The following is a 14570-nucleotide window of genomic DNA, read 5'->3' as shown; positions in this document are numbered from 1 at the left end:
GATCCCGGCGGCCCCGGCACAGGGACCGGTAGCGCGCCGGCCGCGGCCCTGCGCACCACTGCGGCCACCGGTCGGCGGCGGTGCGCAGGGGGTCGTGACCAAGCCGCAATCGCAGTGCCGCAACGCGTGCGGCGGGGATGCCGTCGTAAGGGCATGTTCGCCAAACGTGCCACCCCCGCACCGCGCAACCGGAACCGGCCGCTGCCGGCCGCGGCGCCCGCGCCGCTCGCGCTGCTCGCTGTCCTGCTGCTCGCTGCACTCGCCGGTTGCTCGTCGCCGCAGGACTCCTCCGGCGGCAACTCCAGTGAGGCCCTCGGCCCCGGCTCGGGGCAGGCCGCACAGCAGAACCAGCAGGACCAGGATGCCGCCGCCAAGGGCGCTCCTGCGGAGGAAGGCGGCGGTGCGGGCGCCGCCGACCAGGTACCGCTCGCCGATCGCGACCTGGTGCACACCGCCGACCTGGAGGTCGAGGTCGAGGGCGTGCAGAAAGCCGCCGGCGCCGCCGCGGACTGGACGGAGTCGGCCGGTGGCTACGTGGCCGCGGAGAACGTGCAGACGGCCGACGGCAGCGCGCCGCGCGCCTCGCTGACCCTGCACGTGCCCAAGGAGCGCTATGAGGAGGCGCTGGACGAGTTCGCGGCGCTGGGCTCGGTGTCCAGCCTGGACCGCACGGTGTCCGACGTCACCGAACAGGTCGCCGACGTCGACAGCAGGGTGGAGTCGGCCGAGGCGTCCTTGAAGCGGCTGCGCGACCTGCTCGACGAGGCCGAGTCCGTCGACGACGTGCTGGCGGTCGAGGAGCAGATCAGCACCAGGCAGGGGGACCTGGAAGCGCTGCAGGCGCGCCAGGAGTCCTTGGCCCAGCAGACGTCCTACAGCACGGTGCGGCTGGATCTCGCGCCGCCGTCGACATATGTGCAGGAATCGGAGGACGACTCGATCGGCTTCGTCGGCGGCCTGCAGCGCGGCTGGCAGGCGCTGGTGGCCGCTGCGCAGGTGCTGGCGGCGGTGGCGGGCTGGCTGCTGCCGTTCCTCGCCGTGATCGCTGTGGTCGCCGTGCCGGCGTGGCTGCTGCGGCGCCGCCGCAAGAACGCGCAGCGGCGCACGGCCGCAGCGGCGACAGCGGCCGATGCCGGCACCGCGGGTGAGGGCGCGGGCGATAAAGAGGCGGGATGACGACGGTGTGGAACTGCCCGAAATCAGTGCTGATTTTGGGCAGTTCCACATGGCCGCGGGAACGTTGTGTCAGGCGGAACCACTAGCGCGCGGTCTCGGTGTGGACGTACTCCGTGAGACGGGCCAGCATGTCGGGGTCGGTGTTGGGCAGCACGCCGTGGCCCAGGTTGAACACGTGGCCTTCGGCCGCCGCGCCCGCGTCGATGACGTCTGAGGCCCGGCGGGCGACCGCGTCCCAGGGAGCGAACAGCACGGCGGGGTCGAGGTTGCCTTGCAGCGCCGTGCCCGGCTGCACCCGCTGTGCGGCCCGGTCCAGCGGCACCCGCCAGTCGACGCCCACCACATCGGCTCCGGCCTCGCTGAGCAGGCCGAGGAGTTCGCCGGTGCCCACGCCGAAGTGGATCCGGGGCACGTCGAGTTCGGCGAGGCGCTCGAAGATCCACGAGGTGAAGGGCAGGACGGATTCGCGGTAGTCGTCGGCGCTGAGCGCACCAACCCAGGAGTCGAACAGCTGGACGGCGCTGGCTCCGGCGGCCACCTGGACCCGCAGGAACTCCACGGTGATGGCGGCCAGGCGCTGCATCAGGTCGGCCCACAGCTCGGGCTCGCCGTACATCAGCGCCTTGGTGTGCTCGTGGTTCTTGGAGGGGCCGCCCTCGATCAGGTAGGAGGCCAGCGTGAACGGGGCGCCGGCGAAACCGACCAGGGGACGCTCGCCGAGTTCGCCGGCGAGTTGGCCCACCGCCTCGGTGACGAAGGCGACGTCGCCGGGTTCGAGCGCGCGCAGCCGTTTGATGCCCTCGGCGTCGCGGATGGGCGAGGCGACGACGGGGCCCACCCCGGGCTTGATGTCGAGATCGACACCGATGGCCTTGAGGGGCACGACGATGTCGCTGAAGTAGATGGCGGCGTCGACGTCGTAGCGGCGCACCGGCTGCATGGTGATCTCGACGATCATGTCGGGGCGCGCGCAGGCGTCGAGCATGGGCACGTCGGCGCGCACCCTGCGGTATTCGGGCAGTGAGCGCCCTGCCTGGCGCATGTACCAGACCGGCGTGTGCGGTACCGGCAGGCGCCGGCAGGCGCGGAGGAATGGAGAGTCGTGCAGCGTCACATCTCCGATCGTGCCACGTGTTCGGGGCGCCCGCGCCCGAACCCGTGCCGGCGGTGCGTCGGTGCCGCGGTCCGATACGGCGGGTGAATAGAGTGGTGGGTACGGTCGCGGGGACCGCGGCTCCGCGGATCCCAAGATCATCACAAAAGGCCGACACGCCGGAAAAACTGTGCGTGATGGCCGGTGACCCGTGCCACCGTCATGGGGTACCCGCCGTCACGCGCCGCAACCGCCGGTGCGCTCTGCTCCGGCGGCGGGGCTGCGGGGGCGTGTGCCCGCCCTGCCGGGCGCGCATCCGCGGTCGAGTCGAACGGTGTGCTGCCAGTGCCATGCAACCAAGATTGAGGCTGTCGTTTCCATCATGCCCCCTCTCGGTAGGGTCGATGACGCGCCATCCGCCTTCCAGCGGGCGGTCGAGAGTCTGCGCGCCCCCGCGGTCCGCTCGGAGATCGCGGTCGAGGACATTCCCGCCCCCAAGCGCCTCGCCCCCCACGCCGCGGCCATGTCGGCCAATGTCACCGCTGACGGCGAGGACGCCGCCTTCGGCAGGCTGATCGTCCTCTACGATCCGCAGGGCACCCGCGACTGGCCGACTCCTTTCCGCGTGGTGGTCTGGGTCAGTGCCGATCTCGAAACCGAGATCGCCGCCGACCCGCTGCTGGGCCAGGTCGCCTGGAGCTGGCTGACCGAGGCGTTGGAGACACGCGGGACACCGCACCAGGGCCTCAGCGGCACGGTCACCCGCGCCACCACTGAGGGCTTTGCCGCAAAGGCCGACCGGCCGGTGAGCACCGAACTGGAGCTGCGTGCGTCGTGGTCCCCCGATGCCGACGACCTTTCGGCGGACATGCGGGTGTGGCTGGACCTGCTCTCGGCGGCGGCCGGGCTGCCGCCGGTGGACGTGGCCGACATCGCCCAGCGCCGCGGCCGCTCCGAGGGGTGAGCACCCAGCCCCGGTAACGCCGCCGATGGCTCCCGCCGCCCGACCGCGGCCGGGCACCGGCGGCACCGCACGCACGCACCCCCGCCGATCGGCAACGGGCCTTGGAGCGTGCTCCGGTCGCGCTCTCGGCGCGGCGACCGCATACCGTGGGGGTGTGGCGAACGTGCTGAACTCGAAGACAGGTACCCCGGATCCGGAGGACTCCCGCGGGCAGGAAACCGGGCGTGCAGAGGCGGAACCCGAGGCTCCGCTGCTGCGTGAGCCCCGCGACGGCCTGCCGCCGGTGGTGGCCGACACCGCGCAGTTGGCCCGCGTCGTCGACACTTTCGCCGCGGGTACGGGTCCGGTGGCGGTCGACGCCGAGCGCGCGTCAGGCTACCGCTACGGGCAGCGTGCCTACCTGGTTCAGCTGCGCCGCGAGGGGGCGGGCTCGGCGCTGATCGACCCGGTCGCCTGCCCGGATCTGTCCGGGCTGGACTCCGCCCTGTCCGGGGCCGAGACCGTGCTGCACGCCGCCCACCAGGACCTTCCCTGCCTGACCGAGGTCGGGCTGAACCCCACCGAACTGTTCGACACCGAGCTCGCCGGGCGGCTGCTGGGCTACCAGCGGGTGGGCCTGGGCTCGATGGTCGAACGGGTGCTGGGGGTGCGCCTGGCGAAGGAGCACTCGGCCGTCGACTGGTCGGTGCGTCCGCTGCCGGAGGACTGGCTGACCTACGCCGCACTGGACGTCGAGATCCTGGTCGAGCTGCGCGATGCGCTGCGCGCCGAGCTGGAGGAAGCCGGGAAACTGGAGTGGGCGCGCGAGGAGTTCGCCTGGGTGCTGCAGGCGCCGCCGAAGGAACCGCGCTCCGACCCTTGGCGGCGCACCTCGGGCATCCACCGGGTCCGCAACCAGCGGGGCCTGGGCGTGGTGCGCGAGCTGTGGACCGAGCGCGACCGCATCGCCCGCGAACGCGACACCGCGCCCGGCCGCGTGCTGCCCGACTCCGCCATCGTCGAGGCCGCCACGGCGATGCCCGCGACCGCGCCGGAGCTCACCGCCATCAAGCCCTTCAGCGTCCGGTTGGCGCGGCGGTACGTCCCCAACTGGCTCAAGGCGATCAACAGGGTGCGCGGCATGCCTGCGGCCGAGCTGCCCCAGCCCAGCGCTCCCGGCGAGGGCCCGCCGGCCACCAACCGGTGGTCCGACCGCGATCCCGCGGCCGCGCGGCGGCTCGAAGCGGTCCGGGCCGAGCTGTCCGGTGTTGCCGAACGCATCACGATGCCCGCCGAAAACCTGCTGCAGCCCGATACCGTCCGGCGGTTCGCGTGGTCGCCGCCGCAGCGCACCGATGCCGAGTCCGTCGCCGAGCACCTGCGCGGGCACCACGCACGCGGCTGGCAGGTCGCGCTGACGGCCGAGCCGCTGGCCGCCGCGCTGCGCAAGGCGGCCGGCTGAGGATTGCGCCCGCCGGCGCACCCTTGCGCGGCAGGTTCCACACTGCGAGCGACGCACTTTATCTACTACCTACATTGTTAAACCACTCATCGAGTCAAAAATGGCCAAGTGTGACGCATTTCACCCAAGGCAGCGGCTCAGCAAATACCCGGCCAGTCGTTGGGCAGATTATGTTATGGAATCGTGCTGTTCTTGATGCGAAGCGGAGAAGTCCCGTGGCGTGCGACTGGTTATTCCGGATGGGTGGTGAGCCTCTTGGCGATCTGGCGCTCCTTGCTGCGCAAGACCGGGTTCGCACCCGCTGATCCGGCGACCGCCACCCGCGCGGCCGACCGGGAGCAGGGCCGCACGCCGGCGCTGCGCGCCGCCGCATTGGAACAGACACTGCACGAGCACGTCGCCTCCTACGGCTCCGCCGACCCGCGCACCATCACCGCCCGCAACAACCTGGCCAGCAAGTACGCCCAGATCGGCCGCCGCGCGGCCGCGGTCGCCCAGTTCGAGCAGGCGCTGGAGGACGCGGTGTCGGCCTACGGCGAGGCCCACCAGCAGACCGACGTCATTCGCGAGAACCTGGCCTGGAGCTACGAGGACGCCGCACGCCACGGCGACGCCGCCGAGCAGTGGGAAACCCTCCTCAAGCGCCGCGACGAACACTTGGGGCCGGTGGCCGGCGACACCGTTGCCGCGCGCAGCCGGCTGGCCATCAGCTACCGCAAGAGCGAGCGCTACGACGCGGCCATCGCCCACTACGAGAAAGCGATCGAGGACGCGGGCGTCCCCGAGGCGCGCGAGGATCTGCGGCTGGGCCTGAGCCAGGCCTATAGCTCGGTGGGCCGCGAGGACGACGGCATCCAGCAGTTGCGCATGGTGCTGGTCCAACGGCGGCGCCGGCTGGGCTCCCGGCACCTGGACACCCTGATCGTCCAGCACCGGCTGGGCCGCGCCTACACCCACGCCGGCCGACTGGAGGAGGCCATTGAGACACTGCGCTCGGCCTACTTCAACGGCCTGGGTGCGGCCGGCGACCCCGACATCCGGATGCTCACCCTGCGGATGCGCCGCGACCTGGCCAGCGCCCTCAGCGCCCTGGGCCGCCACCGCGAGGCCGCCGGGCTGTTCTAAGTCCGGCCGGGGCGCGCGCGGTCACCGACCCTGCGGAAACCCGACATAACGGGCGCACTGCCACCCTGCAATCCGACACACCGGACACACGCGCGCCCGCCCGGGCCGCCCGCCGCCCGACCGCGGCCGGCGGGCGCGCACACCGGTTCCACTCCCTTCTGCACGCCCTTGCGAATCGGGCGGGCGGGCCTGCTCGCCGCAGTAGTTACTGGCGAGTAGCATGTCCTCTGTACCGGTCACCAGTCATCCGTCCGTTGGAACCAGGAGGGCAATCGTGCCGCGAACTGCCCGCGACGTCGTTTTCGTCGACGGAGTCAGAACTCCGTTCGGCAAAGCCGGCAAGGGCCTCTACGCCGAGACACGCGCCGACGACCTCGTCGTACGCGTCATCCGCGAGCTACTGCGCCGCAACCCCGGCCTGCCGCCGGAGCGTGTGGACGAGGTGGCCATCGCCGCCACCACCCAAATAGGCGACCAGGGGCTGACGATCGGGCGCAGCGCCGCCCTGCTGGCCGGGCTGCCCCGCAGCGTCCCCGGCTATGCCATCGACCGCATGTGCGCCGGGGCGATGACCGCGGTCACCACCAGCGGGGCCGGCATCTCCTTCGGCGCCTACGACATCGCCATCGCCGGCGGCGTCGAGCACATGGGCCGCCACCCGATGGGCGAGGGCGTCGACCCCAACCCGCGCTTCCTCTCCGAGAAGCTGGTGGACCCCTCGGCGCTGGTCATGGGCAACACCGCCGAGAACCTGCACGACCGCTACCCCTCCATCACCAAGGAGCGGGCCGACGCCTTCGCGCTGCGCAGCCAGGAGAAGGTCGCCAAGGCCTATGCCGACGGCCGGATCCAGCCCGACCTGGTCGAGGTGCTGGTGCGCTCGGCCGAGGAGGGCTACGGCCTGGCCACCGCCGACGAACCGCCGCGCCCCGAGACCACCCTTGAGGGCCTCGCCGGGCTGAAGACCCCCTTCCGCCCGCACGGCAACGTGACCCCGGGCAACGCCGCCGGGCTCAACGACGGCGCCACCGGCGCGGTCATCGCCGCCGAGGACACCGCCGCGGAACTGGGCCTGGACGCCCGCATGCGGCTGGTCGACTTCTCCTTCGCCGGTGTCGACCCGGAGGTCATGGGCGAGGGCCCGGTCCCGGCCACCGAGAAGCTGCTCGCCCGCCAGCGGATGGCCATCGGCGACATCGGCCTCATCGAGATCAACGAGGCCTTCGCCGTCCAGGTGCTGGCGTTTTTGGAGCACTTCGGCATCGCCGACGACGACGCGCGGGTCAACCCCTGGGGCGGCGCGATCGCGCTGGGCCACCCGCTGGCGTCCTCCGGGGTGCGGCTGATGATGCAGCTGGCCCGGCACTTCGCCGAGCGCCCCGACGTCCGCTACGGGCTGACCACCATGTGTGTGGGCATGGGCATGGGCGGAACCGTGCTGTGGGAGAACACCAACTGGGAAGGGAGCGCCAAGTGAGCAGCACCGACGACCCGGGCGCCGCGGCCGGCGTCCCCTCCTCCCCCGAGGCCCTGCGCGAGGTCTTCGCCGACGAGGTGGTCACCCGCGCCCTCTCCCGCGATGTCCGGCTGCCCTACGGCGCGGGCAAGGCCGTGCTGATCACCCTGGACAACGGACACGACCACACCAAGCCCAACACCTTCGGGCCGGCCGGGCTGCTCAGCCTGGACGCGGCGATCGAGGCGGCGCGCGCCCGCACCGACATCTCCGCCGTCGCGGTCACCGGCAAGCCGTTCATCTTCGCCGTGGGCGCCGACCTGTCGGGCGTGCCGCAGGTGCAGAACCGCGCCCAGGCCCACGCGGTGGCCAGGCTCGGCCACGACGTGCTGCGCAAGCTCGGCGAGCTCGACGTGCCCACCTTCGCCTTCGTCAACGGCGCGGCTATGGGCGGCGGCGTCGAGGTGGCGCTGCACTGCCGCTACCGCACCGTCTCTTCGGGCGTGGGCAACTTCGCGCTGCCCGAGGCGTTTTTGGGACTGGTCCCGGGCTGGGGCGGCACCTACCTGCTGCCGCACCTCATCGGCGCCGAGCAGGCGCTGCGGCTCATCGTCGACAACCCGCTGGCCCAGAACCGGATGATCAAGGGTCCGGAGGTCCGTTCGCTGGGCATCGCCGACGCGATGTTCGAGCCCGCCGACTTCGTCGAGGAGTCGCTGCGCTGGGCCGCCCGCGTCATCACCGGCGAGACCGCGGTCGAGCGTCCCCGGGTCGACACCGGCCAGGCGTGGGACCAGGCGGTGGGCACCGCCCGCTTCATGCTCGAGGGCAAGCTGCACGGCGCCGCCCCGGCGCCGGCGCGGGCGCTGGAGCTGGTCGCCGCCGCCAAGGACCGCACCCGCGACGAGGGCTTCGCCGCCGAGGACGACGCGCTGGCCGACCTGATCATGAGCGACGAGCTCGCGGCAGGGCTCTACGCCTTCGACCTCAACCAGAAGCGGGCCCGCCGCCCCGCCGGCGCCCCCGACAAGTCGCTGGCCCGGCCGGTCACGAAGGTGGGCGTGGTCGGTGCCGGGCTGATGGCGGGCCAGCTCGCGCTGCTGTTCGCCCGGCGCCTGGGCGTGCCGGTGGTGATGACCGACCTCGACCGCGAGCGGTTGGACGCAGGGGTCGGCCACGTGCACGGCGAGATCGACAAGCTGCAGGGCAAGGGCCGCATCACCGCCGACCAGGCCAACCGGCTCAAGTCCCAGGTGAGCGGTTCGCTGAGCATGGACGCCTTTGCCGACGCCGACTTCGTCATCGAGGCCGTGTTCGAGCGGATGTCGGTCAAGCAGGACGTCTTCGCGCAGGTCGAGGCGGTGGTGTCCGACGAGGCGGTCCTGGCCACCAACACCTCCTCGCTGTCGATCACCGAGATGGCCTCCGGCCTCGCCCACCCCGAACGGGTGGTCGGCTTCCATTTCTTCAACCCGGTGGCGGTGCTGCCGCTGCTGGAGATCATCCGCGGCGAGCACACCGGCGACACCGCGGTGGCGACCGCGTTCGCCACCGCCAAGCAGCTGAAGAAGTCCGCGGTGCTGTGCAAGGACGCGCCCGCCTTCGTCGTCAACCGGCTACTCACGCTGTTCATGGGCGAGGTGCTCGGCGCCGTCGAGGAGGGCACCGAGCCTGAGACCGCCGACCGGGCGGTGGCCCCGCTGGGGCTGCCGATGCCGCCGCTGATGCTGCTGCAGCTGGTGGGTCCGGCCGTCGCCTTGCACGTGTCGGAGACACTGCACGCGGCCTACCCGCAGCGGTTCGCGGTCTCCGGGCAGCTGCGCCGGCTCGTGGAGTCGGGCAGGAACGAGATCTACGGCCCCGACCTGCAGATCGACCCGCAGGTGCGCGAGCTGTTCACCGGAGGCGACCGGCCTTCCAGCGAGGACCTGATCCTGCAGCGCGCGCTTGAGGCGCTGGCCCGCGAGATCCGCATCATGCTCGACGAGGGCGTGGTCGCCGAACCCGCCGACATCGACCTCTGCCTGATCGCCGGCGCCGGCTGGCCGTTCCACCTGGGCGGTATCACGCCCTACCTGGACCGCTCCGGTGTGGCCGAGAAGGTCAACGGGTCGCTGTTCCATCCCGGCGGCCCCAAAGCGGTCTGATTCCGCTGCCGCCGGCTGCGCGCCTCCGCGCGGCCGGCGGCGGGTGCACCGCCCGGCCGGTCGGCGCACCGGCTCATCGGCGGATCGGCCGTAGTGCCCGGCCCGCCGATCGACGCGGTATTGAAGGACTGTTCTATGCTGGGGACATGACGGGCGCAACGGCACCCTTCGTTCTGACCAACCACTTCCGCGTGACCTGGGAGGGCTCCTGGTTGGCCCTCGCCTGCGCGGTGTTCACCGGCACCGGTATCGCCTTGATGCTGCGGGGCGGCGCCACCGACCTTGTCATGGGAGCGCTCGCAGTCCTCGTCTTCGGCGGTGCGGGTGCCGTGTCGGTGACACGGATGTTCTCGCCCCGCCCCGTCCTGGTCCTCGACTCCCAAGGGGTGCGCTTCCCCGCGCCCTGGCCGCGTTCGGAGTCCGATGACGCCGTCCTGGCCTGGGACGACGTTGCGGTACTGCGGGCTTGCACCCAGTACGTCCCCCACCGCGGCGGCACCGTGAGCATCCACTACCTCGACTTCGTGCCCACCGACGAGGCCGACCGCCCCTTCCGCATGCCCACACCTTGGCGCACCGACCACGCCGTGCGGGTCCGGCCCACCTGGGACCACAGCGCCGACGAGGTCATCGCCGCGGCGCGCACACGCAAGCCCGGGCTCGCCTTCGAGGACCGCCGCGAACCCCGCGGCGGGCGCGTCTGAGCAGCGGTCGGCCCCGGCTCCGGGCCGGCGGCTGCCGGCTCAGCCGACCCGGGCGGGTTCCCGGCTGGGCTCGTCCGCCTCGGCGCCGGCGTCCTCGCCCTCGGTGATGCCGATCCGGTCGTGCAGGCGGCGCAGCGGTGCGGGCAGCCACCAGTTGGCCCGGCCCAGCAGGCGCATGGTGGCCGGTACCAGCAGTGCCCGCACCAGCGTGGCGTCGACGACCACCGCCATCACCAGGCCCATGCCCATGATCTTGAGGAAGAGCAGGTCGGAGAATCCCATCGCGGCCAGCACGACCACCAGCAGCACGGCGGCACTGGTGATGATGCCGCCGGTGCGCTGCAGTCCGGTGGCCACCGAGTGGGCGTTGTCGCCGGTGCGGGCGAACTCCTCGCGCACCCTGCTGAGCAGGAACAGCTCGTAGTCCATGGCCAGCCCGAACGCCACGATCACGATCAGCACGATGTAGGTGGGGTCGATGGTGCCCACCGGCGTGAAGCCCAGCACGCCGGAGAGGTGGCCCTCCTGGAAGCCCCACACCACCACGCCCAGCGAGGCGCCCAGGGACAGTGCGCCCATGATCACCGCCTTGACCGGAAGCACCACCGAACCGAACGCCAGGAACAGCAGGGCGAGGGTCACCGCGACCACGAACACCAGGGTGGCGGGCAGTGCGTCGACGATCGCGGCGACGTTGTCGATCTGCATTGCGGCGGCCCCGCCGACCAGTACCTCGTCGGCGCCATCGGGCGGGGCGGCGGCGCGGACGTCGCGCACCAGGTCGGTGGTATCCGGGTCGTCGGTGTCGCCCTTGTAGGCCACGGTGAGGTGGGCGATGTTGTCGCCGGTGCGGGCGACCTCGGCGGATTCGGCGCCTTGGAGGTCTTCCAGGCGCTCGGCGAACGCCTGGAGTTCGGGTTCGGCGACGTTGCCGGTGACGGCGATGTCCAACCGCCCGATTCCCCCGGCCGGGAAGTCCTCTCTGAGGGAGTCCATGGCCTGGCGGCTGCCGGAGTCCTGGGGCAGGTAGCGCTGGTCGGTGGAGCCCAGTTCGGTGTAGGCCAGCGACGAGGCGAACGCCACCAGCACCGCGCCCACGGCCAGCAGGTAGAGCACCGGCCGCCGCATCACGCTGTGGGCCAGCAGCGCCCAGCCGCCCTGGCGGTGGCGGGCGCCGGCCGCCGGTGCCGCAGCGCCGGCTCTGGCGCGCACCAGTGCGCGTCTGCGCTTGCGGCGGGCGAACAGGGGCAGGGCGTCGATGCGCCGGCCTGTCACCGACAGCAGTGCGGGCAGGGCGACCAGTGCCGCGAGTACGTCGAAGAGCACGACCGCGATGCCGCCGAGCCCGATCGAGCGCAGGATGGGCTGGGGGAAGAACAGCAGTCCGGCGAAGGCGATCATCACGGTAACGCCGGAGAAGGCGACGGTGCGCCCGGCGGTGGCCAGGGTGCGCGAGACGGCGCCGCTCACGTCGGTGCTGCGTCCCAGTTCCTCGCGGAAACGGCTGACCATGAACAGGCCGTAGTCGATGGCCAGTCCCAGGCCGAGGATGGTGGCGATGTTGATCGCGAAGACCGAGACCTCGGTGACATGGGTCAGGGCGCGCAGCAGGGTCAGCGAGCCCAGGATCGCCAGCCCGCCCACTGCCAGCGGCATCAACGCCGCGACGACGCCGCCGAAGATCAGGACGAGCAGCACCAGCAGGACGGGCAGCGACATCAGTTCGGCGCGCACCACGTCGCTCTCGGCCTGAGCGGACAGGTCGTGCTGGATGCCGATGGTGCCGCCGATGCGGGTCTCCAGCGGTCCGGCGTCCAACTCCTCCTTGATGGCCTCGAAGTTGTGCATCCGCTCGGCTTCGGAGCCGCCCGCCAGGGTGATGGGGACGTAGGTGGCGTGGCGGTCCTCGGAGATGAGGATGCCGCGCTCGGTGTCGCTGAGTCCTTCGTCGAGGTAGGTGCGCACCGACCGGACGCGGTCGTCGGGCAGGTCCTCGCGCAGTTGCCCGATCGCGGCGGCGAACGACGGGTTGTCGATGCGGATTTCGTCGCTGCGGTAGACGACCGCGGCGTCGACCTGGTCGTGGCCCAGTTCTTCTTCCAGTACGTCGACCGCACGGGAGGATTCCGCTCCGGGATCCTGGAACCCGCCGTCGCTGACCGCGCCGAACACGCCGGTTCCCCAAACTCCGGCGAATACGGCGAACAGCGCCGTTGCGGCGAGCACCCAGAGCCGCCGGCGATAGCCGAACCGGCCAAGACCTGCGAACATGCTCCTGCTCCCCGTTTCCGCGCAACGTATAGTGAGAAAGGTGAACGCCGTTTGCTTGCTTACGGTGTTCACTTCCGAACACGGCGTTTATCAATACTATTCTCACATGCGACCGAAAAGGACGCCCCGAGGGGTCGAGAAGGACGAGGTTTGACCGAAGAGCCGGCATTCTCCCAGGTCGAGAAAACTCCGCTGCGGAACCGGCGCGAACGTGTGCGCGAGGCCACATCGCGCGAGATCAAGAACATCGCCCGGCGCCACCTGACCGCCCACGGGGCATCAGGGGTGTCGCTGCGCGCCATCGCCCGCGAGATGGGCATGACCGCACCCGGCCTCTACCGGTACTTCACCAGCCTCAACGACCTGCTGGAGGTGCTGCGGGCCGACCTGTTCGCCGAGCTGGGGGCCGCGGTCGACGCGGCCGAGGCGGCCGTGCCCGCCGCCGACACCGACGGCCGGCTGCTGTCGGCGCTGCGGGCGGTGCGCGCCTGGGGGCTGGCCAACCGGGCGGAGTTCGCGCTGCTGTTCGGGCCCGCTGCAACCCAGGCCGCCGACCCCGACGACAGCCCCGCCGCCGAGGCGGGGCGGCGCTTCGCTGCGACCTTCGTCGCTCTGTTCGACCAGCTCATCGCCGAAGGCCGTTTCACCGTACCCGCCGAGACCGAAGCGTCGGCGGCCCTGCGCGGGCAGTTGGAGGCCTTTGCCCGGCTCACCGGCTTCAGCGGCGACCGCGCCTCGATCGGCGCCACCCGCGTGCTGCTGGGCTGCTGGGTGCGCTTCTACGGCGTCGTCTGCATGGAGGTCTTCCAGCACCTCGGGTTCGTCTCCGACGACATGGAGGCGCTCTTCGAGGACGAGCTGCGCGATCTGGTCTCGGGGCTCGGCGTCGCCTACCGCTCCCCCGTCCCGCCTGCGCCGCCCGCCTGACGAACCGGGCATCCCCGGCAGCCGCGCGCGGTCCCGATGCGCTATTCTCCGGCTGTGCGCCCTATTCGACGCCATTCGGAACCATGGTGGCGCTTGCTGGTAATCGCCCGCGTTGCCTGCGTTGCCCGGCCGTATCGCCGCAAAGCCGCATAACGACAAGGACCGCCCTCGTGGATCCCACCCCCGGCGGCCAGGGGCACCCCGCAGCCGACCGCCCCCCGGCACCGGTCCCCCCGCACGGCGCCGCCCCCTCCGGCCAGGTCGACACGGCATCGGCCGCCTACCCCGGCTCTCCCGCGCCCGCCCCCGGTTGGACGGCCGCGCCGCAGCCGGTCGACCGCTCACCGGCGGTCTGGTTCGCCGTGGGCGCCGCGGCGCTGCTCGCGGTGTCGGCGTTCACGATCTCGGTGCTGCTGGTGGTGCTGGCGCCGCCGCCGGAGGGGCCCCAGGGCGCGGCGCCCGCGGCCGCCGACCCCGCCCGCTTCACCAGCAAGGAGTTCTCGGCACGCCCCTCCACGGTCGAGGTGGACCTGACCGACCACCCCGCCTACTCGCTGGCGGTGCCCGAACCCGTGCCGTGCGAGGTGCCCGGGCTCGACCCGGAATCCGGATCGTCGTGGGAGGGCTTCAGCGCCACCCTGACCGACTGCCTCGCCGAGCTGTGGCGGCCCCGGCTGGAGCAGTTGGGCCTGCGCTCGCCCGAACCGGAGTTCCGGGTCAGCCGCACCGACCCCGACTCCGGCTCCGGCGAGCCCGGGATCGTCCTGGCTTATTACGAGAACAGCCGGATGCGCATCACCGCGGTGCTGCCCAACGTCGTCTCGCTCCTGGACGACGTGCCCGACGGCAGGCAGGAGAGTGTGGCCGGCGCACTGCTCGCCCACGAGTACGGCCACCACATCCAGGAGCTGACCGGCATCCTGGGCGTCAGCTACGCCGTCGAGAGCGAGGCGGGCAGCGAGGACGCGCGGCTGGAGGCGCTGCGCCGCACCGAACTGCAGGCCGAATGCCTGGCCGGGATGGCCATGCAAGGGCTGGAGGGTTTCAGCGACGGCGATGTCGACGCGGTCAACGACATCCTCAACCGGGGCAACGGCCTGGACACGCACGGGTCGGTGGACAACCGGCGCCACTGGTTCGACAAGGGGACCGCGCAGGGGCGCATCGGGGCGTGCAACACCTATGCGGCGCCCGCGGCGCAGGTGAACTGACCCGGCGCGGCCGCACCCGGCCGGGCCGGCCGCAAAGCCTGGCCGCCGCGAGTGC

The 14570-nt window shown here is 71.9% G+C and carries 11 protein-coding genes; 9 read left to right on the top strand and 2 right to left on the bottom strand.

Annotated features, from left to right (window positions below; all coding sequences use genetic code 11):
* Positions 1-153: 153 nt before the first annotated feature.
* A complete protein-coding gene (locus ACYVD5_RS07315) occupies positions 154-1176 on the top strand; it encodes a DUF4349 domain-containing protein (RefSeq protein WP_461000159.1) in 1023 nt (340 codons plus the stop codon).
* Between the two features lie 82 nt (positions 1177-1258).
* On the opposite strand, the gene hemE is transcribed toward ACYVD5_RS07315, so the two are convergent.
* Positions 1259-2218, bottom strand: a complete 960-nt coding sequence (hemE, locus tag ACYVD5_RS07310) for a uroporphyrinogen decarboxylase (protein WP_461000190.1) — start codon at positions 2216-2218, stop codon at positions 1259-1261.
* Between the two features lie 433 nt (positions 2219-2651).
* Here hemE and ACYVD5_RS07305 point away from each other — a divergent pair, with 433 nt between their 5' ends.
* From ACYVD5_RS07305 to ACYVD5_RS07280, 6 genes are all read left to right on the top strand, one after another.
* Entirely contained in the window at positions 2652-3233 is a 582-nt protein-coding gene (locus ACYVD5_RS07305; protein ID WP_461000158.1) for a DUF3000 domain-containing protein, read from the top strand.
* Between the two features lie 154 nt (positions 3234-3387).
* Positions 3388-4674 (top strand): HRDC domain-containing protein, encoded by a 1287-nt coding sequence (locus tag ACYVD5_RS07300; protein WP_461000157.1) that lies wholly within the window; start codon positions 3388-3390, stop codon positions 4672-4674.
* A 246-nt stretch (positions 4675-4920) separates the two neighbouring features.
* Positions 4921-5799, top strand: a complete 879-nt coding sequence (locus tag ACYVD5_RS07295; RefSeq protein WP_461000189.1) for a tetratricopeptide repeat protein — start codon at positions 4921-4923, stop codon at positions 5797-5799.
* Positions 5800-6073: 274 nt separating this feature from the next.
* A complete protein-coding gene (locus ACYVD5_RS07290; RefSeq protein ID WP_461000156.1) occupies positions 6074-7276 on the top strand; it encodes a thiolase family protein in 1203 nt (400 codons plus the stop codon).
* Complete coding sequence (locus ACYVD5_RS07285; RefSeq protein WP_461000155.1) at positions 7273-9402, top strand: 3-hydroxyacyl-CoA dehydrogenase NAD-binding domain-containing protein; 2130 nt, start codon at positions 7273-7275, stop codon at positions 9400-9402. Before ACYVD5_RS07290 ends, ACYVD5_RS07285 begins: the two co-directional genes overlap by 4 nt.
* Before the next feature lie 146 nt (positions 9403-9548).
* Complete coding sequence (locus ACYVD5_RS07280) at positions 9549-10106, top strand: hypothetical protein (protein ID WP_461000154.1); 558 nt, start codon at positions 9549-9551, stop codon at positions 10104-10106.
* Positions 10107-10145: 39 nt separating this feature from the next.
* Here the strand turns inward: ACYVD5_RS07280 and ACYVD5_RS07275 are convergent, their stop codons facing one another.
* Positions 10146-12377 (bottom strand): MMPL family transporter, encoded by a 2232-nt coding sequence (locus ACYVD5_RS07275; protein WP_461000153.1) that lies wholly within the window; start codon positions 12375-12377, stop codon positions 10146-10148.
* A 150-nt stretch (positions 12378-12527) separates the two neighbouring features.
* On the opposite strand from ACYVD5_RS07275, the gene ACYVD5_RS07270 reads away from it, so the two are divergent.
* Together ACYVD5_RS07270 and ACYVD5_RS07265 are read left to right on the top strand one after the other, a co-directional pair.
* The gene (locus ACYVD5_RS07270) at positions 12528-13304 is read left to right on the top strand and encodes a TetR/AcrR family transcriptional regulator (protein ID WP_461000152.1); all 777 of its coding nucleotides are present in this window, start codon (positions 12528-12530) and stop codon (positions 13302-13304) included.
* Between the two features lie 170 nt (positions 13305-13474).
* Positions 13475-14515: a neutral zinc metallopeptidase gene (locus tag ACYVD5_RS07265; protein WP_461000151.1), complete on the top strand. Its 1041-nt coding sequence runs from the start codon at positions 13475-13477 to the stop codon at positions 14513-14515.
* Positions 14516-14570: the final 55 nt, after the last annotated feature.

It is taken from the genome of Streptomonospora sediminis, assembly GCF_054778995.1.
The sequence above is the reverse complement of the archived record's forward strand: the minus strand, read 5'-3'. Positions and strand labels throughout refer to the sequence as shown.

Coding starts and splice junctions, on each gene's coding strand:
- hemE (WP_461000190.1), bottom strand. CDS start 2,218: ATGCGCCAGGCAGGGCGCTCACTGCCCGAATACCGCAGGGTGCGCGCC.
- ACYVD5_RS07315 (WP_461000159.1), top strand. CDS start 154: ATGTTCGCCAAACGTGCCACCCCCGCACCGCGCAACCGGAACCGGCCG.
- ACYVD5_RS07280 (WP_461000154.1), top strand. CDS start 9,549: ATGACGGGCGCAACGGCACCCTTCGTTCTGACCAACCACTTCCGCGTG.
- ACYVD5_RS07305 (WP_461000158.1), top strand. CDS start 2,652: ATGCCCCCTCTCGGTAGGGTCGATGACGCGCCATCCGCCTTCCAGCGG.
- ACYVD5_RS07275 (WP_461000153.1), bottom strand. CDS start 12,377: ATGTTCGCAGGTCTTGGCCGGTTCGGCTATCGCCGGCGGCTCTGGGTG.